This is a genomic window from Knoellia subterranea KCTC 19937 (genome assembly GCF_000768685.1).
Classification (GTDB): Bacteria; Actinomycetota; Actinomycetes; order Actinomycetales; family Dermatophilaceae; genus Knoellia; species Knoellia subterranea.
On sequence record NZ_AVPK01000010.1, the window covers coordinates 23,451 to 47,898 of the forward strand.

Below are 24,448 nucleotides of genomic sequence, written 5' to 3' on the forward strand. Positions count from 1 at the left end.
TTGCAGTGTTGCCGAGCGTCAGATCTTGGCGACCTGGCTGAACGACAGCTCGACCGGGGTCTCCCGGCCGAAGATGGAGACGAGAACCTTGAGCTTCTGGCTCTCGGCGTTGATCTCGGAGATCGTCGCCGGAAGGGTCTCGAAGGGGCCGTCCATGACGGTGACGGACTCGCCGACCTCGAAGTCGACGACGGGGGCCTCGGCGGCGGCGCCACCGGCGGCCGGAGCGGACGAACCGGCGGCAGCAGCAGCGGCTGCAACCTCGAGCTCGGCCGGCTTGATCATCGTGTAGACCTCGTCGAGGCTCAGCGGCACCGGCTGGTGGGCGTTGCCGACGAAGCCGGTGACACCGGGCGTGTGGCGCACGGCGCCCCACGACTCGTCGGTGAGGTCCATGCGGACGAGGACGTATCCGGGCATCCGGACGCGACGGACCAGCTTGCGCTGACCGCTCTTGATCTCGGTGACCTCTTCCATCGGGACCTGGATCTCGAAGATGAAGTCCTCCATGTTGAGGGACTGGATCCGGGTCTCGAGGTTGGTCTTCACGCGGTTCTCGTAGCCCGCGTAGGAGTGGATGACGTACCAGTCGCCGAACTTGGCGGCCAGCTCCTCCTTGAACGCCTTGATCGGGTCGACGTCGGTCGGGACGATGTCGCCGTCCTCGTCGGACTCGGTCGTCGCGGCCTCGAGGGTGGACTGCGCCGGAGCGTCGTCGTCGGAGTCGTCGTCCGCGTCGGCCTCGTGCGAGTCCTCGGTGATCTCGTCAGCGTCGTCGTCGGACGCGTCGGTCTCGTCAGCCTCGACCTCGCCACCGAAGGCGTCGGCCGCGTCGGACTCGGCGCGCTCGGTCAGCTCGGACTCAGGGGTGACCTCAGCCTCGACGACCGGACCGCTCTCGGTGTCGACGATGACCTCGTCGACCACGAGGTTCTCGGGGTCGCCCGACATCGACGGCACTGCCTCGGCGGCTGAGTCGTTCTGGGACGTCCACTGGTCGGACACGTGCAGACCTACTTCCTGTGCAGCGTTTGTTTCGGGTGGGGCGGGCGCAACCTCAACGAGGGCGAACTCAGCCGCCGTTGCCGAAGACGAAGGCGACGAGCTTGCCGAAGCCGAAATCGAGGCCGGACACGAGCGCCATCATCACGGTGACGAACACGATGACGACGACCGTGTAGTTCCACAGCTCGGAGCGCGTCGGACGAACGACCTTGCGCAGTTCGTCGAGGATCTGGCTGATGAACAGACCCAGGGAGGCGAAGAGCCGTGAAACGGGATTGCGACCGTCCTTCGTGCCCTTGCTCGCACGACGAGCGTCGCGGGACTGGCCCACTTCCGTCACGATTCCTCTTCTCCGAAATGATCTGAACCTGCAGGGCAGGAGGGACTCGAACCCCCAACCGCCGGTTTTGGAGACCGGTGCTCTACCAATTGAGCCACTGCCCTAGGAACGCCCCCGTTGGGAGGGAGGTTCCGCAGGTGACCACAGGCATGACGGATCATGGTGCGATCACCGAGGAAACAGCATACGGGACGCCCCGGCCCGACGCGAAACCGTCGCGACCGAGGCGCCCCAGGTCAGGTGCCCGACCTGCCAGTGAGGTCAGTGACCTCGATCAGCCCCGCGCCTTGAGTGGCAGGGAACCCCAGAGCATGCGGTGGTCGGACGGGGTGCACTTCTTGCACACGTTCTCCGAGCCGCCGGAGGACTTCGCGTCGACCTTGCTCACGAAGATGTAGTCGATCTTCTTCTTGTAGAAGGTGTTGAGACCGCCTCGGTCCTGATTGTCCGCGCCGCGCGTCTGGTGGATCTCGCGGAAGGGGCCACCGGAGGCCGGTCCGACGCCGTACATCGCGTTCATCGCTGCGTCGCCCGGACGGCTGTTGAAGTCACCGCCGACGATGACGCGCTTGCCCTCGCCGATCCACGTGTTCGCCTTGCTCTGGATGTCCCGGGCCGTGGCCTGGCGGATCGGGTCGAACTCGGCGCCACCCGCGGCGAGGTGCGTCGAACACGCGCGCGTGGGGCGGCCGGCATGGGTGAAGGTGACGCAGGCGAGGCCGTAGAGGTGGCCGCCGGTCTGGGGCTCCCCGAGGTTGTGCTTCGACGTGCCGAGCACCCCACCTCCGGTCCAGATCGCCATCTCGCCGATGCCGGCGCCGCCACAGTTGGTGTTGGACGCCTTGCGCTCGCGATAGACAGCCGTCCCCATGCGCTTCTTGATGCCGTCGACCATCCCGGCGCAGATCTCCTGGAGCAGGATGACCTCCGGGCCAGAGGTCGACCGCGCCTCGGCGAAGGCCGCGTCGACCGCGCCCACCTTCTTCTGGGTGTTGTGGGTGATCCACCACCCAGGTCGATGACCAGATAGGGCCCCTGCACGCCAGCGGCCACGAGGTCACCGGTCGCCCCGGTGAACGAGAGGTTGGCCTCCTCGTCGCCACTGACCACCTCGGGCGACACGTCGAATCCCGTTGCGGCGAAAGCCTTTTCGACGCCGGCCACGAACTCCGCCGCATTGCGTGCATCGCGGGAGGCAGACGTGGCAACGAAACGCACACGGGAGACGGAGTGCTCACGGCACTGGCCGGCATACTCCGCGGTCTGCCGCAGGGTGCGTTCCATGGCGACCGGGTCGATGACGCCGGTGCGGTCCACGCCGTAGCCGAGCCGCACCACTTCGGTGCGGCGAACGACGTCGATGAGGCGACCCGAGACATCGATGTCGGCGATGAGCAGGCGCATGGAGTTGGTGCCGCAGTCGATCGCCCCGACGCGGGTCACTGAGGTGAATCCTCGGCCAGCTCGGAGCACGGGCTCGTCTCCCACCAGTCGGGCAGGAGGTCGAGTGTCTCGTCGCCGAGCGGGTTGATGCCCCTCCCGACGCTGAGGGAGTGGGCGGCGAGGACGTGGAGGCACTTGACCCGGTTGGGCATGCCGCCGGCGCTGATGCCGTGGATCTCCTCGACCTGTCCGAGTTCCTCACGGCGCGCGAGGTAGTCGTCGTGGGCGGCGGCATAACGGGCCGCGAGGTCCTCGTCCTCCGCCAGACGGTCGGTCATCTCGCGCATGACGCCCTGCGACTCGAGCGTGCTGATGGCGCCGGTGAGGCGGGGGCACGTGGCATAGAACGACGTCGGGAACGGCGTGCCGTCGGGCAGGCGGGGCAGGGTGCGCAGGACATCGGGTTCACCGCACGGGCAGCGGTGGGAGACCTCGACGACGCCGCGCGGAATGCGGCCGAGCTGGCGCTCGACGGCGTCGAGGTCGGCCTGGTCGACGGGTTCGCCGGGTTCGTGCTGGGGTGTCGTCATCGGCGGTTCACCGACGCTGGTTGGCGGGCACATCGGCCGCCTGCATCGAGGACCAGATCGTGTCGTACCACGGGTCAGTGCTCTCCCGGACGTGCGCGACGGAGGGGTCACGTTGATCCACCTCGGGGTCGAGCACCGTGTAGGACTTCTCCCCCGGCTTGACGAACTTCAGCCGGGTCCGAGCCTGTTGCTCGACATAGGCAGGGTCCTCCCAGCGAGCCTGCTCCTTCTGGAGCTCCTCGACCGTGACCTTCTGCTGGGCCACCTTGTCGCGCAGGGCGCTGATGTCCGAGCGCTGCTGGACGTAGGCGCGCAACGTCGGGGCGACGAGCACGACGAGGAAGAGCAGGACGACGGCGAGGCCGACGCGGCGGACGGTACGGCGATTGGACCGGGCCGCGTTGAGGCGTCCGCGCCAGGCGGCGAGGGGCGTGTGGTCGGAGCCGGCTCCTGCTGCGCCGTTGACCGCCGTGCGGGTTGCGGTGTCCCGGCTTGCCCGGCTGGACCGTGCCTCGCGGGGAGCCTTGGCGCGCGGCGAGGGTCGCGAGGACGCCGGACGTCGCGGTGACGTTCCGGGTCCTCGGCTGCTGCCGCGCGCCATGGCTCGGGCCTCAGGCCTTCGCGCCCGCGGAGAAGCGCGGGAAGGCTGCGGCGCCGGCGTACTCCGCCGCATCGTCGAGCTCCTCCTCGATGCGCAGGAGCTGGTTGTACTTGGCGACGCGCTCGGAGCGGGCCGGTGCGCCCGTCTTGATCTGGCCACAGTTCGTCGCGACGGCGAGGTCGGCGATCGTCGTGTCCTCGGTCTCGCCGGAGCGGTGGCTCATCATGCAGCGGTAGCCGTTGCGCTGAGCCAGCTCGACGGCGTCGAGGGTCTCGGTGAGCGAACCGATCTGGTTGACCTTGACGAGGAGCGCGTTGGCGGTGCCGGACTCGATGCCGCGGGCGAGGCGCTCGGGGTTGGTGACGAAGAGGTCGTCGCCGACGAGCTGGACTCGAGAACCGAGCCGGTCGGTCATGGACTTCCAGCCGTCCCAGTCGTCCTCGTTGAGCGGGTCCTCGATGGACACGAGCGGGTACGAGTCGACGAGCTCGGCGTAGTAGTCCACCATCTCGTCGGCCGACTTCTTGCCGCCCTCGAAGGCGTAGGAGCCATCCTCGAAGAACTCGCTGGCGGCAACGTCGAGCGCGAGCGCGATCTGCTCGCCCGGGGTGTAGCCGGCCTTCTCGATCGCCTCGAGGATGAGGTCGAGCGCGGCACGGTTGCTCTCGAGGTTCGGCGCGAAGCCGCCCTCGTCGCCGAGTCCGGTCGACAGGCCCTTCTCCTTGAGGACGGCCTTGAGCGAGTGGTAGACCTCGGTCCCCCAGCGCAGGGCCTCGCGGAACGTGTCGGCGCCGATCGGCGCGATCATGAACTCCTGGATGTCGACGTTGGAGTCGGCGTGCGACCCACCGTTGAGGATGTTCATCATCGGGACGGGGAGCACGCGCGCGTTCGGACCGCCGACATAGCGGAAGAGCGGCAGGCCGGCGGACTCGGCCGCGGCCTTGGAGACCGCAAGGCTCACACCGAGGATCGCATTGGCGCCGATCTTCTCCTTGTTGTCCGTGCCGTCGATCGCGAGCATCTCGGCGTCGATGAGGCGCTGGTCGTGGGCCTCGAAGCCGAGGAGCTTGGGGCCGAGCTCGTCGATGACGGCGTCGACGGCCTTCTCGACACCCTTGCCGAGGTAGCGGTCCTTGTCGCCGTCGCGGCGCTCAACGGCTTCGAAGGCTCCGGTCGACGCGCCACTGGGGACGGCCGCACGGGCGATGGTGCCGTCGTCGAGGGCGACCTCGACCTCGACGGTGGGGTTGCCTCGCGAGTCGAGGATCTCGCGTGCGCCGACGGCGTCGATGCTGGCCACTGGTGCTCCTGGGGTGGTGACTGGTGCGTGGAAGGGGTTCGCCCCGAGCGTAGCCAATCGCGGAGGTGCCCCGTCCGACCGACCCGCATCCCGGCATACGCACAAAGCGGTTCGCGACCCACTCGCGTGACCCCGACATCGCCGAGGGAATGCGTGGCTTCGTCGAAAAGAGTCCCGACTCCCCGATCTCGGCCGCCATCCGGGATGGCAGCATCGAGGTTCGTGACGACCTCGTACAAGCCAAGCCGGTCACTTCGGCAACTGGCCACGTCTCCGTACGTACGCGGGTGACCGAGATGATCTTGCAGCGTGACCGCATCCAGCTTCCAGACTGAGAACCAGAAGGAATCCGATGACCTCCCTGTCGACCGTTCCCGTCGAACAAGCCATCAAGCAACTCGAGTTCTGGCTCGACGCGCCGTGGCCCATGAGCGCGGCGGAGGCGGCGGAACGAGCAACTGAGATCGGGTGGAGCCTGGAGGAAGACGGTCAGGTCTACGCGCGCACCAACCCGCTCGAGCCACACCTCCAGGTTGTGCTCGGCCTGGCCCGAGACGCCGAATCGGTCGAGCAATTCAGCCTCTTCCTCACCGGCTACGTCGACGGCAGCGACGAAGACGAGGTTGACCAGTTGAAGGACGCCTTCGGCGAATTCGTCGCCGCCGGACGTGAGGCATGGGGCAAGGCCTCGCTGGTCAAGCGCCCGACACCAGCAGTCCGGTGGGACCTCGGGCCTCGCGGGGGCATCCGCATCTACCAGTCGAAAACGGTGGCGGCCGTCTTCATGACACCCGACCAGGTGGCCATGCTGAAGAGCGTGAGGGACTGGTGATGCCGTTGACCGCAGCACCGCCCAGCAGTGCCGACCACGGAACGGACAGGAACTGAGAGTGGACTGGACAGAATTCAGGACTCGCTTGTCCCGCGTGATCCGAGACCTCGACGACCGCAGCTTCCTGATCATCCGCGACGGATCGAGCCGGGCGTTCGTGCAGTTCGCGACTCGCGACGATCGGGTCGATGCGGAGTGCATCTCGAACGCCAACCCGACCCTCGCACGACCCGCCGATGCCGCTGGAGAACTGCGACTCGTCGAACTGGGATGGACGCCGTACACGCCGACGGACCCCAACTGGGCAACCTCGGTCGCCCTACCCGCAACGCTCGACCAGACCGGTCGCATCGCCGATATGTGTATCACCGCGCTGCACGAGGTCTACGACGTGGCGAGCCCCGACGCCCTCACCTACAAGGCGTGGCAAGACCCTGAACCAGAACGCGCCAGTTGGGACGACGACGAACCCGACGAGTTCGGCGAAACCCCGCCTCCGCCCGACCCGGGACAGAACCCGCTCCCCCTGCCCGACCTCGGCCTGGCACCCGAGTGACCGACCTCGTCCACCTCCCGGTCGATCAGGCCCTCGACCAACTCGAGTACTGGTCGACCGTCAACTGGCCGATGGCTGCGGAGCAGGCTGACGCCTGGCGGGTGGCACGCCGCGGTTCGCGAACCACTTTGGGTATGCCGTCCGCCCACCTCAGGCAGCCGCCGCCAGGCCCCGCCGGACCTTGGCGATCACGCGGTCGGGGTGGTTCAGGTCTGCCCACGTCAGCCTGACCACGGCGTAACCAGCCGAACGCAGCCGGTCTTCTCGGACCTTCTCCCGGGCGAGTTCCATCTTCCCGTTGGCGCCGTCGTACTTGACCAGGCCGTCGAACTCCACGACCACACGGCCTCCGACAAGGAAGTCGACCCGACCGATGTCACCTCCGTCATCGGTGATCGTCACCTGCGACCGGACCTCGAAACCGGCACCGCTGAGCAGCAAGCGGGTTCTGGACTCACCCGGAGACTCTGCCTGGGGGTCCGCGAGCTCAATGGCTCCACGGGCCAACCCGACGCCGAACCGCGCACCGGGCAACGCCAGGGCCTCGGTCAGCTGCTCCCTGGTCGTGAGGTGCCGACGAAGGGCTGCATCCATGGCCACGACCCCGGCCTCGAGGCCGCTGCGCGTCGCGGTGAGAACGCACGCGGCCGCCACTGGCACGGCCCGGACGGAGCCGCGATCCGCCTGGTCGAGATGCCCGGGCGCGGCGACGTGCATGTGGAGGCCCTGTCGGATCCGGCAGCCACGCACCGCGGCTGCCACGTCCACGACGCTCAGGTCCACCCCGAACAGCGGCAGGTCCTGGACAGCGAGTGCGGCATGGTGCGAGGCGATCCACGTCGGGTGAGCGAGAAGCACGCCACGGACGGTCAGGGCGTAGCGCTCACTGGGCTGCGCCCCAGCCCACTTCTCCTGGGTGATGAAGACGCCCGGACGCGGACGATGGACCAATCCGGCCCCGCAGCCCGCAGGAGTGCCGGGGAGAGGCGTCGGGCGCTCGTGTGCAGACGGGTGATGATGCCGTCGTGCTCCCGTGCAATCCGGGCCAGGTGCGGGTCGAGTGGTTCCATGCGAAGAGGTTGCCCGAAGGCGGCATGGCGGCCTGAAAGTTTTCCACAGGTCCACCGGCGCGCGGGCATCCCCGGGTGCGCGGACGGCATACACCCAAACGGTTCGCGAACCCCAAGGTGACTCGACAACCAGAACGATCAGGTTGTCGAACGACACCAGGGTTTGCGAACCGCTTTGTGCAGCGCGCCGCGCGCCGCGTCAGTTGACGGGGGCCACCGCTGCGTAGGCCTTGGCGAGAGCGGCGCCGAGGCGGGCGTTGTTGCGCACCAGCGCGATGTTGGTGTCGAGGCTCTTGCCATCCGACAGCTCGACGATGCGGCCCAGGAGGAACGGCGTGATGTCCTTGCCGACGATGCCGCGCTGCTCGGCCTCGGCCACGGCCTGGTCGATGAGCTCGGAGATCTCCGCGGGAGTCATCTCGTCCTCGGCGGGCACCGGGTTCGTCACCGAGATGCCGCCGGCGAGACCGAGGTCCCACTTGATCCGCATCATGTCGGCGAGTTCTTCGATCGAGTCGCTGCGCATGGGCGAGGTGAAACCCGACTCCCGGGAGTAGAAGGAGGGGTACTCGTTCACGCCGAACGTCACGACCGGGACACCCAGCGTCTCGAGAACCTCGAGGGTGCGGCCGATGTCGAGGATCGACTTCACGCCGGCGGAGACCACGGCGACGTCGGTGGTGCTCAGCTCGGTGAGGTCGGCGGAGACGTCCATCGAGTTCTCGGCGCCGCGGTGGACACCGCCGAGACCACCCGTGACGAAGACCTTGATGCCGGCGAGGGCCGCGAGGCGCATCGTCGAGGCAACGGTCGTGGCACCGTGGCGCTTGGTGGCCATGATGTGCGGGAGGTCGCGGATGCTGACCTTGGCGACGTCCTCGTGCGTGGCGAGGAGCTCGAGCTCGTCGGCGGAGAGGCCGATGCGGGCGACGCCGTCGAGGATCGCGATCGTCGCCGGCGTGGCACCGCCGTCACGGACGATCCGCTCGACCTCACGCGCCATCTCGACGTTGCGCGGGTAGGGCATGCCGTGGCTGATGATCGTCGACTCGAGAGCGACGACGGGGCGCCCGGCGGCGAGCGCCTCGGCGACCTCCGGTGCGAGCGCGAGAGCGGGGTGGGGCGTGGGGGTGGTGCGGGTCATGACTGTCCTTCTCGGTTCAGGCGCTCGGAGACGAGCGCGTCGGTGAGGTCTGGTCGGACGGTGTGCGCCGACTCGGTCGTGAGGGCGGCAGTTGCCTGCCCATATGCCGCGGCACGCACGGCATCGGCGTCGCGAAGCCAGGCGTGCACGAAGCCGGCAGTCATCGAGTCGCCGGCACCGGTCACGTCGACGACATCGGCGGCGATGATGTCGTTCGTGGTCACGGTTGCTGCGGCCCGGTTGCCAGCCCTCGCGCCGTCGGATCCGCGCGAGCTGAGAACGCTCCCCCGGGAACCGCGGCGTACCCAGACGTGCTCGACGCCGCGGTCGTGCAGTTCGGCGGCTGCGCGGGTGATGCCGGCGACGCTGTTGGGGACGTCGCGCCCGACGAGCGCGGCGAGCTCGTCGATGTTCGGGGTGATGGCGAGAACCGGTCGCTCGGGCGAGAGCACGGGCGCCATCCGGCCCGCCTTGACGACGGAGACCGGCTCGAGGACGACGTCGACCCCACTCGCCCGGGCTGTGTCCAGCAGCCAGATCGAGACGTCTGTGGGGATGTTGCCGTCGATGACGAGCAGTTCGCTGTGCTGGACCAGGACGCGGACCCGCTCGAGGTCCCCTACGGTCAGGGAGTCCGTGGCCGTCATGTCGGACACAGCCACGCTGAGGTCGCCCTCGTGGTCGAGGACCGCGAGGTAGGTGCCAGTGGGGCGCGTGCCGACCACGACGTGGTCCAGGTGGACTCCGGCCGACCGGGTGTGCTCGAGGAGGTCCTCGCCGAAGGCATCCGCGCCCAGGGCCGCCACCAGGTGAGTCGGGGTTCCGAGACGGGCAAGGTTCTCGGCGATGTTGCGGCCGACGCCACCAGCGTTCGTCGTGACGTGACCGGGGTTGCTCGTCGCTCCGGCGAGGGCTGCTGCGCTGCGCGCCTTGATGTCCATCACTGCGCCACCGACGACGACCACGGCCGACTCGGGTCGGACGAGGTAGCCGCGGCCGAGGATCGCACCCTTGCGGGTGAGGTTCGACAGGGCGACGGAGACGGAGGCCTTGGTCGTGGCCAGTCGCTCCGCGAGTCCGGCTGCGTCGAGCAGCGGGTCGGAACGCAGGAGCTCGAGGATCGTCGATTCCTGAGGAGTCAGCTTCACATTGACTATTTAAGCACTACTTGTGTTTCCAAGCAAGTATCCAACTCGGGCGAACGTCTGATCACAACGCGGGCGGACGGCATTCCGGATCGTTGGCACACGAACGTGGGGTCCGGTCCTCGCGGACCGGACCCCACGTGTGGGAGAGCGGCGAACCCTCATGCGGGGTGCGCCATGTGGTGGTGGCGACGGGAGACGAGGGCAACACCCGCTCCGCGATGGCGACGCCGGCGAGAACGCCGGCACCGAGCTGCAGGAACTCGATGGCGCTGTCGTCCACCGGCGGGAGAGACGTCGTCATGCCGGGGCCGTCGGGGCCGGCGTAGCAGTTCACCTGGCAGCTCCACTCGGACTGTGAGCCGTTCCCGGGGTCGGGGCGGGCGCTGGCCGGAGCGGCCATCGAGAGGGCGAGGATTCCGGCAGCTCCGGCGGTGGCGGCGAACCGGCGAATGCTGGTTGTGTGCGACATGGTCGTGGTCCTTTCGTGACCGTTGGGTTGGTTCGGACGGGATGTCCGAGACCGTTGTCGCATGGGTCGGTACCAGCCCCCCGTCGGGGCGGTATCAGGTGGGTATCAGTGCTCTTGACGCCGATTCCACGCAGGATCACCGTGAGAACATGCGCATCGCGCTCCTCGGCCCCCTCCAGATCGACGACGGGCGGACAACCCTCAGTCCGCGTGACCGCGTCGTGCTGCTGGCGCTGGCACCTGAAAAGCGTTCGGCGTATGCCGTCCGCTCACCCCGCGTGACCGGCCTCGCCGCCTGCATGCGCATCGTCCTCACGACCGGCCCGCGACGCCTTGGCCGCCTTCTCCTCGGCCTTGATCCGGGCCCACGCCTCCTCGACCTCTTCCGGGGTCGAGGCATCACCATCGGCGAAGACGTGCGGGTGGCGACGGACGAGTTTCTCGACGAGCACTCCGGCCACGTCGTCGATGTCGAACTGCTCCTCGGGCGACTCCGCGTCCTCGGCAACCCGCGAGTGGAACAGCACCTGGAGCAGCACGTCCCCGAGCTCCTCGGCGAGGTGCTGCCGGTCGCCCGACTCGATCGCCTCGACCGCCTCGACCGCTTCCTCGGTCAGATACTTCGCCAGCGACTCGTGCGTCTGCTTCGCGTCCCACGGGCATCCGCCCGGAGAGCGCAGGCGGTCCATGACGGCGACGGCGTCGAGCAGGCGCGACCCCGGCACGTCCCACGACCCGACGACGACCTCGACCTCCGGCGGCAGCTCGAGGCGCGACACCTCGGACGCGATCGCATCGGTCAGTCCGGGGTCACCGTCGGACGACCCCAACCAGACCACGTCACCGTCGGCCGCGCCGGACACGAGCACACGGGCGAGCTCCGGCGCCTCCATGTCCCCACCCACGGACTCGACCGACAGGCCGGACTCGATCACCGCGTCGACAACCGGCTCCGACGCATCGCGGCACAGGCGCACGGGGGCCGACTCAACGGCATACCAGGCACTTCGGGACATCAGTCCCGGCGCGACGCGCGGACTCGTGACGACGAGGCTCAGGCGCCCCACGACGTCACTGAGCGGGCGCTGCGGGGGCGGGCACGAGCCAGTTCGGCGTGTCCGCCACGAGCTGCGCGCGTGCGGCGTCGAACGTGCCGTAGCGCGGGCTGACGGTGAGGTCGAGAGAGTTGAACTTCTGCGTGAGCGCCTGCGCCGCGGACTGATCGAGGTTCTGGGCGCTGAGCTCGGCGCGCAGGACATCGACGGTGGACTCGGCCGGGGCCTCGCCGAGTTTCTCGAACTCCGGCAGGGAGCGCGCGGCGGACTCGCTCTGCGGGCGACCGGACTGGGCGGCGGCATCGATCACATAGGGAGCGCGGATGAGCAGGGTGAGGATCTCGGAGGCAGTGAACGGCTGCTGCTCGCGGGGGAAGGCCGTGTTGATCTGTTCGGTCGCCTCGCGGACCTGCTGCTCGGTGATGACCCGGCCGTCGACGACCGCGGCTGTCTCGGCGGACGTGGTCCCCGAGCAGGCCGAGAGGGCGAGGATGCCCGCAAGGGCGATGGCGGTGGTGCGAGCCTTGACGGCCTTCACTGAGTGTCCCTTCGTCATCGGGTGGCTCGGCTGTGCGCCGCGGACGTCGCGGTTGCGGACGTGGCCACCTTCGCTGCTTCCCCGACATTGTCCATGACGACGCTGCGGATGACAGCACCCGCCCACTCGAGAACCTCGCGGTTGCGCAGCGGCTTGCCTCCCACTCGGGCCGTCATGGGCATCGGCACGAGGATCGTGCCGAGCGCCTCCTTGACGATCGAGCCCGGGTAGAGGCGCTGGAGACGCAGTTCCTGGCTCTCGCGCAGCTCGACCGGCCCGAACCGAATCGTCCTGCCCTGCACCGAGATGTCGCGTATGCCGGCCGCCCGAGCGACGGTGCGCAGCCGCGCCACCTCGATGAGGTTGCCGACCGCCTCCGGCGGCTTGCCGTAGCGGTCGACGAGTTCGGCCTCGATGTCGGCGAGGGCGGTCTCGTCCGTCACGGTCGCGAGCTTCTTGTAGGCCTCGAGACGCAGCCGCTCCCCAGGCACGTAGTCGTGCGGGAGGTGGGCGTCGACGGGGAGTTCGATCTTGATCTCGCCGATCTCCTCCTCCACGTCGCCACGGAAGTTCGCGACGGCCTCGCCGACCAGGCGGACGTAGAGGTCGAAGCCGACGCCGGCGATGTGGCCGGACTGTTCGCCACCGAGGAGGTTGCCGGCGCCGCGGATCTCGAGGTCCTTCATCGCCACCTGCATGCCGGCGCCGAGGTCGGTGTGGCTCGCGATCGTCTGGAGTCGGTCGTGAGCGGTCTCGGTGAGCGGGGTCTCGGGCGGATAGAGGAAGTAGGAGTACGCCCGCTCACGACCACGCCCGACGCGGCCACGCAACTGGTGCAACTGGCTCAGGCCGAGCCGGTCGGCGCGCTCGACAATGAGCGTGTTGGCGTTGGAGATGTCGAGCCCGGTCTCGACGATCGTCGTGCAGACGAGGACGTCGAAGTGCTTCTCCCAGAAGTCGAGCACGACCTGCTCGAGCTTGTGCTCGCCCATCTTGCCGTGGGCGACGGCGATGCGTGCCTCGGGGACGAGCTCGCGGATCCGGGCCGCCGCCCGCTCGATCGTCGACACCTTGTTGTGGATGTAGAAGACCTGGCCCTCGCGGAGCAGCTCACGGCGGATGGCCGCGGTGATCTGCTTCTCCTCGTAGGCGCCGACGTAGGTGAGGACCGGGTGCCGCTCCTCGGGAGGCGTGGCGAGAGTCGACATCTCGCGTATGCCGGTGACAGCCATCTCGAGCGTGCGCGGGATCGGGGTGGCCGACATCGCGAGCACGTCAACGGCGGTGCGCATCGACTTGAGCTGCTCCTTGTGCTCGACGCCGAAGCGCTGCTCCTCGTCGACGACGACGAGCCCGAGGTCCTTGAAGCGGATGGAGTCGGACAGGAGCCGGTGGGTGCCGATGACGAGGTCGACGGTGCCATCGGCCATGCCGGCGATGACGGCGTCGGCCTCCTTCTTGGACACGAACCGGCTCAGCGCCTTGACCGTCACCGGGTAGGGCGCATAGCGCTCGGTGAAGGTCTGGAGGTGCTGCTGGACGAGCAGTGTCGTCGGGACGAGCACGGCGACCTGCTTGCCGTCCTGGATCGCCTTGAAGGCGGCACGCACCGCGATCTCGGTCTTGCCGTAGCCGACGTCGCCGGCGAGGAGGCGGTCCATCGGGACCTCGCGCTCCATGTCGGCCTTGACCTCGTCGATCGAGCTGAGCTGGTCGGGTGTCTCGACGTAGGCGAAGGCGTCCTCGAGCTCGCGCTGCCACGGGGTGTCGCGCGAGAACGCGTGGCCCTTGGTCGCCATCCGCGCGGAGTAGAGCTGGATGAGCTCGGCCGCGATCTGCTTGACGTAGCGGCGCGCCTTGGACTTGGTCTGCTTCCAGTCCGAGCCACCCATGCGGTTGAGCGTCGGCTGCTCGCCACCGACGTAGCGCGTCACCTGGTCGAGCTGGTCGGTCGGCACGAAGAGCCGGTCGCCCGGCTGGCCCCTCTTGGACGCGGCGTACTCGATGACGAGGTACTCGCGCGTGGCGCCCTGCACCGTGCGCTGCATCATCTCGACGAACCGGCCGACGCCGTGCTGCTCGTGGACGACGAAGTCGCCCGGCTTGAGCTGGAGGGGGTCGACCTGGTTGCGGCGCCGCGACGGCATACGCCGCATGTCCTTGGTCGACGGACCGGAGGAGGGGGTGCCGGTGAGGTCGGTCTCGGTGAGGACGACGAGCCGGCTGCCGGGGTGGACGAAGCCCCGCCCGAGCTGGGCGGTCGTCACGTGGACGACGCCCGGGTCGAAGTCGCCGAGGGCGTCCGGGCCCGCGTCGAGCCGGGCCGGGACCTCGGCCTCACCCAGGACCTCGACGATGCGCTTGGCCGAACCCTGTCCGTCGGTGGCCACGAGGATCCGCCAGCCCGCGTCGGTCCAGGTCCGCAGGTCGGCCGCTGCGGACTCGATGTCGCCGCGGTAGGCCGCGACGTCCTCGGTGCCCGTCTCGGCCACCTCGCCGTCGGTCGTGTCGACGGTCTCGGTGTCGAGGGCGAACGGGGTGAGGTCCCACCACGGGTGCTCGGTCTCACGCGCGTGGTCGCGCAGGTCGCCGACCGACCAGAACGACGCGGACCCGAGGATCTTCTCGAGGTCGATCGGCACGGCGTTGCCCGCGGCGGCATTGGCCCAGCCCGCCTCGAGGAACTCCTGGCTCGTGGCGACGAGGTCGTGCGCGCGGGTCCGGACCCGCTCGGGGTCGCACGTCACGACCGGCGAGCCGGCGGGGAAGCTGTCGAGCATCGACTCCATGCCATCGACGAGGGCGGGTGCGAGCGACTCCATGCCCTCGACGGCGATGCCGGCCGCGAGCTTGTGAAGGAGGTCGGCGGCGCCCGGCAGCTGATCGGCGAGCGTGGCCGCCCGGTCGCGGACGGCGTCGGTGAGCAGCACCTCGCGGCACGGCGGCGCCCAGAGGCCGTGCGTGGCCACCTCGAGCGAGCGCTGGTCGGCCACCTTGAACCAGCGGATCTCCTCGACGGTGTCGCCCCAGAACTCGACCCGGAGCGGGTGCTCCTCGGTCGGGGGGAAGACGTCGAGGATGCCTCCCCTGACGGCGAACTCGCCGCGGCGCTCGACCAGGTCGGTCCGGCTGTAGGCGGCGTTGACCAGCCCCTCGACGACGTCGTCGAGCTCGTGGTCCTCGCCGGCGCGCAGGGCGACGGGCGCGAGGTCACCCAGGCCCGTCGAGATCGGCTGGAGGACGGCGCGGATGGGGGCGACGACGACCGAGAGCGGGCCATGCGCGGCGTCGTCCTCGGCCACCGTGGCGGGGTGGGCCAGCCGGCGCAGCACCGCGAGACGCCGGCCGACGGTGTCGGAGCGGGGGCTCAGTCGCTCGTGCGGGAGGGTCTCCCAGGACGGGAAGTCGGCGACGAGGTCGGGGTCGAGGACGCAGCCGAGCGCGGCAGTGAGGTCCTCGGCCTCACGACTCGTCGCCGTGACGACGAGCAGGGGCAAGCGGTCGGGTGCAGTGGCGCGCAGACGCTCGACCGCAGCAGCGATCAGGGCGGGGCGGGCACCGGCGCTGACCGAGACGTCGAGCATCAACGTGCCGGGACCGGTGGCGGTGTCGAGGAGTGCGTGGATCTGGGGTGCCGCGGCGAACGTGTCGACGACGGGTTGCAGCATGGACATCGCCCCTCAGCCTAATGGCGTGGGCGGACAGTCCCGACCGTCCGAGACACCCGGCCGTCGCGGCCCTCGGCTCGAGACGACCGACGCTGCTCGAGCCGACCACTTCTGCATGGTCGTCTCGAGCACAAGTGGTCGTCCCGAGGCTCCGCTAGCGTCCAGCGACGGGCGCGTGGAACTTCTGCTGGGTGTCGAGCAGTCCCTGCGTCACGAGCATCTCCACCGCATCCGCAGCAGAGTCGAGCAGGAACGGCAGCTCCTTGCGCTCGGTCGGCGAGAAGTCCTTGAGCACGAAGTCGGCGGCATCCTGGCGCCCCGGCGGGCGACCGATGCCGACCCGCACGCGCAGATAGTCCTTTGTCCCCAACGACTTCGAGATCGAGCGCAGCCCGTTGTGGCCGCCCTCTCCCCCGCCGAGCTTGAGCCGCACGTCGCCGGCCGGGATGTCGAGCTCGTCGTGCACGACCACGAGCCGCTCGGGCGTCACCGAGAAGAAGCCCATGAGCGCCTTGACCGGCCCACCCGACTCGTTCATGTAGCTGTGCGGCACCGCGATGACGGCCGACGGCCCCGGCACACCGCCCGGCCCCATGCCGATCCGCACCTGCGCCGCCGACGCCCGCGCCTTGTGCGCGCGCAGCGCGCTCTTCGTCCGCGAAGCCAGCTCGTCGATGACCATCGCTCCGACGTTGTGGCGGTTGCCGGAATACGTCGGTCCCGGGTTCCCCAGGCCGATGACCATCCACGTCTCACTCACAACGACCAAGTATGCCGTCCGCTCACCGACCCCACGTCCGCGGCGGCGGGCGCTCGGTCCCGGACACAGCAGCAGGCCCGGCCCGTCGTGGTGACGGACCGGGCCTGCTGGTGGTTCAGGTGAGCGGGACGGCTCAGGCGTCCTCGGACTTCTCCGCGTCGCCCTCGGCAGCGTCGCCCTCGGCCTCGGCGGTCTCGCCCTCGGCAGCCTCCGACTCGTCCTTCTCGACGCCAGCCTCGGCCTCGGCGTCGGCGAGCTCGGCCTCGAGCGCCTCGGCGGAGATCTGCTGGGTGACGTTGACGACGAGCGCCTCGGGGTCGGTGATGAGCGTCGCACCCGCGGGCAGCTCGACGGCGCCGGCGAGGATCTGGGTGCCGGCCTCGAGGCCCTCGACGGAGACGGTGACCGACTCGGGGATGTTGGTGGCCTCGGCCTCGACCTGCAGGCTCGAGTGGTCCATGCTCACGACGGTCTCCGGGGCGGCCTCGCCCTCGAGGTGAACGGGGACGTCGACGGTGACCTTCTCGCCCTTGCGGACGATGACGAGGTCGACGTGCTCGATGACCGGCTTGATCGGGTCGCGCTGGACGTCCTTGGCGAGAGCCATCTGCTCGTCACCGTCGAGGACGATCGTGAGCAGGGCGTTCGGGTTCTTGAGCGCCATCATGGCGTCGTGGCCCGGGAGGGTGATGTGCACGGGCTCGGCGCCGTGGCCATACATGACCGCGGGGATCTTGGCGTCGCGGCGGATCTTGCGGGCGGCACCCTTGCCGAACTGGGTGCGGGCCTCGGCCTGCAGCTTGATGGTGTCGTTGGACACGAGAACTCCTGGGGAGAGAGGGCTTGTGGGTCAGGTCGGCATCGGGGGAATGTCGACGCCTGCGGTGGCCTCGACGCGGGACACGGCACGGACAGGCGCGCCGGTCGGCGGAGGAACAGTCACTGACCGGGTCCTCTTCTGACCACCGCGTCGATCACGGACGCTTCACGACCCGAACATCACTGGCCGGTACTGCGTCCCTCGCCGAGGCAACCCCGAGAGTCTAGGGGAAGCCCTGCAGGCAGGGAAATCGGCGTATGCCGTCCGCTCACCTTCGACGTCCGAGCGGACTCCGGCTTCGGCTGCCCGCACCAGCTGGCGTGCCGTGGGTCGACCGGCGAACGATCAGCTCGGGTCGGCCACGGTCGCGACGAGCACGGTTTCGGCAGCAGGGAGGGCGAGCTGGTCGTCGCCCGGTTCGGCAGTCGTGACCTCCGCAGTGGGGTCCGGAGCACCGTCACCCTCGTGGTTCTCACCGAGGCGGACGGCGACGACGCCCGCGAGGATGAGAACGCCTCCGGCCAGTTGTACCCAGCCGGGCAGTTCACCGACGAGCGCCCAGGCGAAGAGCACCGCGAACAGCACCTCGGACAGGCCGACGAAGCTCGCGATCGTGGCACCCACGAGACGGGTCCCGATGACGCCGACGCCGTACGCCAGCGCGGCGGCGATGGCTGCGAGTTCCGCGACGGGGACCCACCACGCCACCGAACTCCCGAGGAGTTCGACGCTGGTCCTCGCCGTGCCGTAGTCGATGAGACCCACCGCGCTCGCCAGGACGAGCGCGATGGCACCGACGCCCAGACCGAGGCCGGCCAGCGCCAGCGGCGGCAGCGACTCCTCGTGCTCGTGGCCCGAGGTGACGTAGAACGTGGCGAGACCGGTCGCGGCGAGCAGACCCCACACGACACCCACGAGGGACACCTGCACCCCGGTGAAGACGTCGAGGACGAGCAGCAGGCCGAGAACCGACAGGGCCATGCCCGCAGCCGTGAGCCGCGAGGGGCGGTGTCCGTGGCGGGCCCACATCCAGCCGACGACGAGAAGGATCCCGCAGTACTCGAGCAGCAGGGCGACCGCGATGGAGAGGTGGTCGACAGCGTTGAAGTAGGCGTACTGGCAGCCGGCCACGGCGACGAGCCCGAATGCCAGGACCTGCCCGAGGTTGCGGCGGACGAGGTGCCAGCGACCGCGCAGGGTCCACACGATGACGGGCAGCAGGAGGATCGCCGCGAAGCCGACACGCCAGGTCACGATCCCCGCGGGGGTCCAGCCAGCATTGAGCAGCGACTTGGCGAAGGCGCCCGAGGAGCCGAAGGCTGCCGAGGCGACGAGCACCAGCACGAGGCCGAGCGCCATCGTGCGCGCGTTTCGGGCCTGGATTCCAGCGTTCACGATGCTCACCTCGTCAGGAGTAAAATGTAAGGTTGGTCCTTACGTTGCTGACGCTAGACCCGACGAATGTCAGGAGTCAACATGGTCTTTGCATATGACACAGAGCTCACGCTGCAGCATGCCGTCGCCGTCATGAACTCGGCACCCGGCTACGGCGATTCCATGGAGGAGGACCTGCCGACGGTCGAGTCGCTCGGCACGTTCTTCGACGCGTGGCACTGGACCGGACGCCGACCGCGCACCCGTGCCGAACTCGACGAGGTGCACGCCCTGCGCCCCCGACTGCGCGAGCTGTGGGGCAGGGACGTCGAGGCCATGGTCGACGGCGTCAACGAACTCCTCGCCGAGCACAGGGCCCTCCCCCGACTCGTCCGCCACGATGACCTCGACTGGCACATCCATGCCACCGACGACAACGACCACCTCGCCAAACGCATGGCGGTCGAGGCGGCCCTGGCCATCACGGACCTCGTCCGCGCGGGCGAGACCGAGCGCATGCGCGTGTGCGCCGCCGACGACTGCGACGACGCCGTCATCGACCTCACCAAGAACCGCAGCCGGCGCTATTGCGACGGGACGTGCGCCAACAAGGCCCACGTCGCGGCATACCGGGACCGCCAGGCTCGCCAGGCCACCGACTGAGGCGAGCCCACCCCACCCCCGACCGACTTATTGCCCTCTTGGGACACGGTCCGCGGGCCTACGGCAGCGGAACTGTGTCCCAAGAGGGCAATAAGTCGATCAATGCGTCAGGCGCGACCGCCGAAGAGGCTCGTCACCGAGCCATCCTCGAAGACCTCCTTGATCGCGGCGCTGATGAGCGGCGCGATCGACAGCACGGTCAGGCCCTCGAACTCGTTCTCGGGGTCGATCGGCAGCGTGTTCGTCACGATGACCTCGCGGGCAGCGCAGTCGCGCAGCCGCTCAACGGCGGGCGGCGACAGGATGGCGTGCGTCGCGGCGATGATGACGTCCTTGGCCCCGTCGGCCATGATCGCGTCGGCTGCCTTGGTGATCGTCCCGGCGGTGTCGATCATGTCGTCGACTAGCACGCAGACGCGGCCCTTGACGTCACCGACGACGCGGTTCGCGACGGCTTGGTTGGGCTGATTGATGTCGCGCGTCTTGTGGATGAAGGCCAGGGGCACCCCGCCCAACCGCTTCGACCACTGCTCGGCGACCTTGATGCGCCCGGCGTCCGGGGAGACGACAGCGAGGTCCTCGTGGCCGTACTTCTCCGACACGTAGTCCGACAGCACCGGCTGCGCCATGAGGTGGTCGACCGGTCCGTCGAAGAAGCCCTGCACCTGGTCGGTGTGGAGGTCGACGGCGATGAGACGGTCGGCGCCGGCAGTCTTGAACAGGTCGGCCATGAGGCGGGCGGAGATCGGCTCGCGTCCGCGGTGCTTCTTGTCCTGACGCGCGTAGCCGTAGAACGGCATGACCACGGTGATCCGCTTCGCGCTGGCCCGCTTGAGCGCGTCGATCATGATGAGGTGCTCCATGATCGCCTCGTTGAGCGGAGCGCTGTGGCTCTGGATGACGAAGGCGTCCGACCCGCGCACCGACTCTTCGTAGCGCACATAGATCTCGCCGTTGGCGAAGTTGTAGGCGCTGGTCGGCACGAGCTCGGTGCCGATGAGCGCGGCGACCTCCTGCGCGAGTCCGGGGTGCGAGCGCCCGGAGAAGACCATGAGTTGCTTCTTGGGCTTCTTGCGGATGTTGGCGGACTTGGGGCGGTCTTCCTTCGACATGGTCAGGCCTTTCCCTGCTCGTCACTGTCCGCGGTGGATTCCGTTGCGGGAGTTCCGGTATGCCGGGTGCCCGCCTCCGCGGCCGCCTGGGCTGCCGCGTCGGTCTTCGTTCCGGCACGTGCCCGCGCGACCCAGCCGTCGACGTTCTTCTGGCGACCGCGGGCCACGGCGATCTGGCCCGGCTCGACATCGCCGGTGAGGGCAGAGCCGGCAGCCACGTAGGCCCCGTCGGCGACGTCGACGGGCGCGATGAGGACCGTGTCGGAGCCGACGAACGAGTGCTTGCCGATGGTCGTGTGGTGCTTGTTGACGCCGTCGTAGTTGGCGAAGATCGTGCCGGCGCCGATGTTGGCGCCGTCCCCGATCGTGGCGTCGCCGGCGTAGGTGAGGTGCGGGACCTTGGCGCCGTCGCCGATCGTCGCGTTCTTCGTCTCGACGAAGCCGCCGATCTTGCCCTTGGCGCCGAGCGTGGTGCCGGGGCGGAGGTAGGAGAACGGGCCGACGGTCGCCTCGGGGCCGATCTTCGCGAGGTTGGCCTCGGTGCGCTTGACCTCGGCACCCTCACCCACCTCGGTGTCGGTGAGGGTCGTGTCGGGGCCGATGACCGCGCCGGCACCGATCGACGTCGCGCCGAGCAACTGGGTGTTGGGGAGAATCGTCGCGTCGCGGCCGATGGTGACGTCGGCGTCGATCCACGTCGTCGCAGGGTCGACGATGGTCACGCCCTCGCGCATCCAGCGCTCGTTGTTGCGCCTATTGAGCTCGCGGCCGAGGGTGGCGAGCTGGACGCGGTCGTTGACGCCCTCGGTCTGCCACAGGTCCTCGATGACGTGGGCGCTCACGAGGCGGCCGGCGTCGCGGGCGATGCCGAGCACGTCGGTGAGGTACTTCTCGCCCTGTGCGTTGTCCGTGCCGACCTGGGCCAGGGCCTCGCGCAGCACCGTGACGTCGAAGGCGTAGATGCCCGAGTTGATCTCGGTGATCGCGCGCTGCTCCTCAGTGGCGTCCTTCTGCTCGACGATGCCGGCGACCGACCCGTCGGCGTCGCGGACGATGCGGCCGTAACCGTGCGGGTTCGTCAGGTGCGCGGTGATGACGGTGGCGGCCGAGCCGGACTCGTCGTGGCGGGCGACGAGGTCGACGAGGGACTCACCCGTGAGCAGCGGGACGTCACCGTAGGTCACGAGCACCGTGCCGGTGAGGTCGGCCGGCAGGATGTCGAGCGCGCACTCGGTGGCGCGACCGGTGCCCTTGACCTCGTCCTGGTCGGCGATCGCGGCCGTCGCGTCGACCTCGGCGATGTGGGCGGCGACGAGGTCACGCTCGTGGCGGACGACGACGGCGAGGTGCTGCGGGCTCGTGGCGCGGGCGGCGGCGATGGCGTGCCCCACGAGGCTGCGGCCTCCGATCCGGTGCAGCACCTTGGGGGTGGCTGATTTCATCCGGGTGCCCTCGCCTGCGGCGAGGACGATGACAGCGGCGGGCCGAGCAGTGGTCACGAGTGGGACTCCCGGGGTTCGTGGCGGCGTACCGCGCCACTCTACCGACGAGATGCCGGTATGCCGTCCCCGCCCGTTCTCGTCCGCCTCACCCCATCCCCCGCGGGGATTTCACCCCTTCGGGCGGTCGAGTATCGGGGTTCGCCGAATGACGAGGGTGAGCAGTCCCGCCCCGGCGAAGAGCAGACCAGAGAGGGCCACGACACCGGACCACCCGGCATACGCGAAGGCATGTCCGCCGGCCGTCCCGAGGACGGACGAGCCGACGTAATAGGCGAAGAGATAGAGCGAGGCCGCCTGCGCGCTGGCGACGCCTCCGGCGTGGGCACGGACCGGAACCCAGCCGCTGGCGACGCCGTGGACGACGAAGAAGCCGGCAGTCATGACGGCCATGCCCGCGACGATGGCGGGCAGCGCGTCGGGAAGGGTGAGGAGCAGACCGGCGAGTGCGAGCAGGGCACCGAGCGGTGCGACGGCCCGCCGGCCGAAACGGTCGGCGAGGCGTCCACCGACGGCAGACCCGAGCGTGCCGCAGGCGTAGACGAGGAACACGAGGCTGGCAGCGCCGAGGCCAAGCCCGAATGGAGCCGTCGTGAGCCGGAAGCCGATGGCGTTGAAGACGGCGACGAAGGCGCCACAGCCGAGCAACCCGACCGCATAGAGCGCCAGGAGGACGGGGTCGCCCACGGCGCGACGAGCCATCGAGAGCATCGGGCGCACCCCGGCGGAGCGGGCCACGAAGTGACGCGACGGCGGGAGCCCCACGAGAACGATCGCGGTGCACACGAGCCCTAGCCCGGCGACGGCCACGAGAGCCCACCGCCAGCCCCAGAGTTCGGCGACGGGGCCGGTCGCGAGACGCCCGACCATTCCGCCGATGGCGTTGCCACCGATGTAGAGACCGACCGCGCCCGCCTGCGCGTCGTGCTCCAGTTCTTCGCGGAGGTATGCCGTGGCGACCGCAGGGAGGCCGGCGATCGTCACGCCCATCGCGAGTCGCAGACCGAGGAAGGTCGACCACGTCGGCGCGAACGCCGCCGCTGCCGCGAGGACGACCGAGACGGCGAGGCTCGCGCGGATGAGGCGGGTGCGGCCGATGCGGTCGGAGAGCGGTCCGGCGACGAGCAGCGCCACGGCGAGGGCGGCCGTCGTGACCGAGAGGCTGAGCGTGCTGTCCGCGCTCGAGACGCCGAACCCGGCCGCGAGCTCGGGGAGGAGTGCCTGAGTGCTGTAGATGAGGGCAAAGGTGGCGATGCCGGCGGCGAAGAGCGAGAGGGTGATGCGGCGATGACCGGCGGAGCCCGGACGGTATCCAACCAGGCCGATGGTACGGCCTTCCAGCGGCGCCGGTGCGGGCGGCTGAACGGCGTGCGATGGACGCACCGCGCGGTCCTGGGTCGTGGTCACCCATCGAGGTTGACGTGCCGACAGCCCATGCGTCCAATGTTGTCCATGGTGCTTTGCCATGCGTGAGGCGCATGATGGTGACATGGATCTGCGCGACCTCCACTGGCTCGTCGCCCTGGCCGAGCACGGCCACGTCACGGGGACGGCCGAGTCACTCGAGGTGAGCCAGCCCGCCCTCTCTCGCGCCCTGGCGCGGATGGAGCGCGAACTGGGGACCCGACTCTTCGAGCGCGTGTCGAGCGGGATCGTCCTCACTCCGGACGGGGAGGTCGCCCTCGACGCCGCCCGCGACATCGTCGCGCGGCACGACCAACTGACGCGCACGCTCGCGGATCGGCTGGACCCCGACAGCGGCACCGTCCGACTCGCGTTCCTCGACTCGATGTCGACCTCACTCGTGCCACGGGTGCTGCGCGAGTTCCACGCCGCCGCGCCCGCCGTTCGGGTGCTCCTCACCCAGGAGCCGCACCACGACCTCGTCCGCGACCTCGAGTCCGGCGCCGTCGAACTCGCCATCACGTCGTGGCTCCCGAAGGGCCGGTTCGGGTGGCTGCCGATGCAGGAGGAGCGGCTCGTGCTCGTCGTGCCGTCGACGCACCGCTGGCGGTCGCGGCGGCGCATCTCCCTGGAGTCCCTCGCCGACGAGGAGCTCGTGACGACGCCCCGCGGGTTCGGCTACCGCGGCCTCGTCGACGACCTGATGGCGGCGGCCGGGGTGAGTCCGAGGGTCTCCTTCGAGAGCGCCGACCTCGCGACGATCGAGGGACTCGTGGCCGCCGGGCTGGGAGTCGCGGTCCTGCCCGAGCAGTTCGTCGGACACAACGGCACGATCGGCATCCCGCTCACGACGCGATCGGCTCGACGGACGATCGGGCTCACCTGGCGCACCGACCGCGAACTGGCCCCTCCGGCAGCCCGATTTGTCGATTTCGTGGGTGCGAGAGGCCCCGCTCGGGGATAAATCCTCACCCTCCGGGAGGCCGTCATGCCGGGACACAGGCGGTTGACGACCCCACAGAAGGGTGGCCTAACGTAGGCCTCTGCAAGGGGACTGCAGCGCTCGACGGTGATCGCTGTGAACGGCGAGGAGCCCTGGAAGAATGAACGCTGC

General features: G+C 69.4%; 24 protein-coding genes, 1 tRNA gene and 1 pseudogene. 5 read left to right on the forward strand and 21 right to left on the reverse strand.

Annotated features, from left to right (window positions below):
- Positions 1–18: 18 nt before the first annotated feature.
- The 8 genes and pseudogenes from nusG to eno form a co-directional block, all read right to left on the reverse strand.
- Positions 19–1,005: a transcription termination/antitermination protein NusG gene (gene nusG, locus N803_RS14635; protein WP_245617304.1), complete on the reverse strand. Its 987-nt coding sequence runs from the start codon at positions 1,003–1,005 to the stop codon at positions 19–21.
- Positions 1,006–1,072: 67 nt separating this feature from the next.
- Complete coding sequence (gene secE / locus N803_RS14640; protein ID WP_035906686.1) at positions 1,073–1,345, reverse strand: preprotein translocase subunit SecE; 273 nt, start codon at positions 1,343–1,345, stop codon at positions 1,073–1,075.
- Between the two features lie 31 nt (positions 1,346–1,376).
- Positions 1,377–1,449: transfer RNA gene (locus tag N803_RS14645), tRNA-Trp, on the reverse strand.
- A gap of 170 nt (positions 1,450–1,619) precedes the next feature.
- On the reverse strand, positions 1,620–2,324 hold the full coding sequence (locus N803_RS14650; RefSeq protein WP_035906688.1) for an endonuclease/exonuclease/phosphatase family protein: 705 nt from the start codon (positions 2,322–2,324) through the stop codon (positions 1,620–1,622).
- 20 nt (positions 2,325–2,344) lie between these two features.
- Positions 2,345–2,788, reverse strand: a pseudogene (locus N803_RS18095) (Ppx/GppA phosphatase family protein); the annotation flags it as partial.
- On the reverse strand, positions 2,785–3,318 hold the full coding sequence (locus tag N803_RS14660) for a DUF501 domain-containing protein (RefSeq protein WP_035906691.1): 534 nt from the start codon (positions 3,316–3,318) through the stop codon (positions 2,785–2,787). The gene N803_RS14660 and the pseudogene N803_RS18095, both read right to left, overlap by 4 nt.
- Before the next feature lie 7 nt (positions 3,319–3,325).
- Entirely contained in the window at positions 3,326–3,919 is a 594-nt protein-coding gene (locus N803_RS14665; RefSeq protein ID WP_052112336.1) for an FtsB family cell division protein, read from the reverse strand.
- A 10-nt stretch (positions 3,920–3,929) separates the two neighbouring features.
- Positions 3,930–5,222 (reverse strand): phosphopyruvate hydratase, encoded by a 1,293-nt coding sequence (eno, locus tag N803_RS14670; RefSeq protein ID WP_035906693.1) that lies wholly within the window; start codon positions 5,220–5,222, stop codon positions 3,930–3,932.
- A gap of 65 nt (positions 5,223–5,287) precedes the next feature.
- On the opposite strand from eno, the gene N803_RS14675 reads away from it, so the two are divergent.
- Genes N803_RS14675 through N803_RS14685 form a run of 3 tightly spaced genes read left to right on the forward strand, consistent with a single transcriptional unit; the run spans position 5,288 to position 6,610 of the window.
- Positions 5,288–5,557, forward strand: coding sequence for a hypothetical protein (locus N803_RS14675; RefSeq protein ID WP_035906694.1), 270 nt, complete (start codon positions 5,288–5,290; stop codon positions 5,555–5,557).
- 17 nt (positions 5,558–5,574) lie between these two features.
- The gene (locus tag N803_RS14680) at positions 5,575–6,054 is read left to right on the forward strand and encodes a DUF6301 family protein (RefSeq protein WP_035906695.1); all 480 of its coding nucleotides are present in this window, start codon (positions 5,575–5,577) and stop codon (positions 6,052–6,054) included.
- A 58-nt stretch (positions 6,055–6,112) separates the two neighbouring features.
- Positions 6,113–6,610, forward strand: coding sequence for a TY-Chap domain-containing protein (locus tag N803_RS14685; protein ID WP_425402416.1), 498 nt, complete (start codon positions 6,113–6,115; stop codon positions 6,608–6,610).
- A 150-nt stretch (positions 6,611–6,760) separates the two neighbouring features.
- Here the strand turns inward: N803_RS14685 and N803_RS17660 are convergent, their stop codons facing one another.
- The 10 genes from N803_RS17660 to N803_RS14735 all read right to left on the reverse strand — a co-directional run bounded on the left by N803_RS17660 (position 6,761) and on the right by N803_RS14735 (position 18,677).
- Entirely contained in the window at positions 6,761–7,561 is an 801-nt protein-coding gene (locus tag N803_RS17660; protein WP_156969804.1) for an endonuclease domain-containing protein, read from the reverse strand.
- 318 nt (positions 7,562–7,879) lie between these two features.
- A complete protein-coding gene (locus tag N803_RS14695) occupies positions 7,880–8,824 on the reverse strand; it encodes a pseudouridine-5'-phosphate glycosidase (RefSeq protein WP_035906698.1) in 945 nt (314 codons plus the stop codon).
- Positions 8,821–9,972 (reverse strand): PfkB family carbohydrate kinase, encoded by a 1,152-nt coding sequence (locus tag N803_RS14700; protein WP_035906700.1) that lies wholly within the window; start codon positions 9,970–9,972, stop codon positions 8,821–8,823. Before N803_RS14700 ends, N803_RS14695 begins: the two co-directional genes overlap by 4 nt.
- A 61-nt stretch (positions 9,973–10,033) precedes the next feature.
- Positions 10,034–10,441, reverse strand: coding sequence for a hypothetical protein (locus N803_RS14705; protein WP_035906703.1), 408 nt, complete (start codon positions 10,439–10,441; stop codon positions 10,034–10,036).
- Between the two features lie 269 nt (positions 10,442–10,710).
- The gene (locus N803_RS14710) at positions 10,711–11,508 is read right to left on the reverse strand and encodes a nucleoside triphosphate pyrophosphohydrolase (RefSeq protein ID WP_052112338.1); all 798 of its coding nucleotides are present in this window, start codon (positions 11,506–11,508) and stop codon (positions 10,711–10,713) included.
- Positions 11,509–11,512: 4 nt separating this feature from the next.
- Positions 11,513–12,034: a hypothetical protein gene (locus N803_RS14715; protein ID WP_035906705.1), complete on the reverse strand. Its 522-nt coding sequence runs from the start codon at positions 12,032–12,034 to the stop codon at positions 11,513–11,515.
- A 14-nt stretch (positions 12,035–12,048) separates the two neighbouring features.
- Positions 12,049–15,708, reverse strand: a complete 3,660-nt coding sequence (gene mfd, locus N803_RS14720; protein WP_035906708.1) for a transcription-repair coupling factor — start codon at positions 15,706–15,708, stop codon at positions 12,049–12,051.
- Between the two features lie 148 nt (positions 15,709–15,856).
- Entirely contained in the window at positions 15,857–16,447 is a 591-nt protein-coding gene (gene pth / locus N803_RS14725; RefSeq protein WP_035906710.1) for an aminoacyl-tRNA hydrolase, read from the reverse strand.
- Positions 16,448–16,595: 148 nt separating this feature from the next.
- Positions 16,596–17,282, reverse strand: a complete 687-nt coding sequence (locus N803_RS14730; RefSeq protein WP_035906713.1) for a 50S ribosomal protein L25/general stress protein Ctc — start codon at positions 17,280–17,282, stop codon at positions 16,596–16,598.
- Between the two features lie 345 nt (positions 17,283–17,627).
- Positions 17,628–18,677: an EamA family transporter gene (locus N803_RS14735; RefSeq protein ID WP_245617306.1), complete on the reverse strand. Its 1,050-nt coding sequence runs from the start codon at positions 18,675–18,677 to the stop codon at positions 17,628–17,630.
- 81 nt (positions 18,678–18,758) lie between these two features.
- On the opposite strand from N803_RS14735, the gene N803_RS14740 reads away from it, so the two are divergent.
- Complete coding sequence (locus N803_RS14740) at positions 18,759–19,319, forward strand: CGNR zinc finger domain-containing protein (RefSeq protein WP_035906716.1); 561 nt, start codon at positions 18,759–18,761, stop codon at positions 19,317–19,319.
- 107 nt (positions 19,320–19,426) lie between these two features.
- On the opposite strand, the gene N803_RS14745 is transcribed toward N803_RS14740, so the two are convergent.
- From N803_RS14745 to N803_RS14755, 3 genes are all read right to left on the reverse strand, one after another.
- Positions 19,427–20,431: a ribose-phosphate diphosphokinase gene (locus N803_RS14745; RefSeq protein ID WP_035906718.1), complete on the reverse strand. Its 1,005-nt coding sequence runs from the start codon at positions 20,429–20,431 to the stop codon at positions 19,427–19,429.
- 2 nt (positions 20,432–20,433) lie between these two features.
- Positions 20,434–21,930 carry a bifunctional UDP-N-acetylglucosamine diphosphorylase/glucosamine-1-phosphate N-acetyltransferase GlmU gene (glmU, locus tag N803_RS14750; RefSeq protein ID WP_035906720.1) on the reverse strand — a complete coding sequence of 499 codons (1,497 nt, stop codon included), beginning with the start codon at positions 21,928–21,930 and terminating at the stop codon, positions 20,434–20,436.
- Between the two features lie 111 nt (positions 21,931–22,041).
- Positions 22,042–23,337, reverse strand: coding sequence for an MFS transporter (locus tag N803_RS14755; protein ID WP_245617308.1), 1,296 nt, complete (start codon positions 23,335–23,337; stop codon positions 22,042–22,044).
- A gap of 82 nt (positions 23,338–23,419) precedes the next feature.
- On the opposite strand from N803_RS14755, the gene N803_RS14760 reads away from it, so the two are divergent.
- Entirely contained in the window at positions 23,420–24,298 is an 879-nt protein-coding gene (locus tag N803_RS14760) for a LysR family transcriptional regulator (protein ID WP_035906827.1), read from the forward strand.
- The last annotated feature ends 150 nt before the right edge of the window (positions 24,299–24,448 follow it).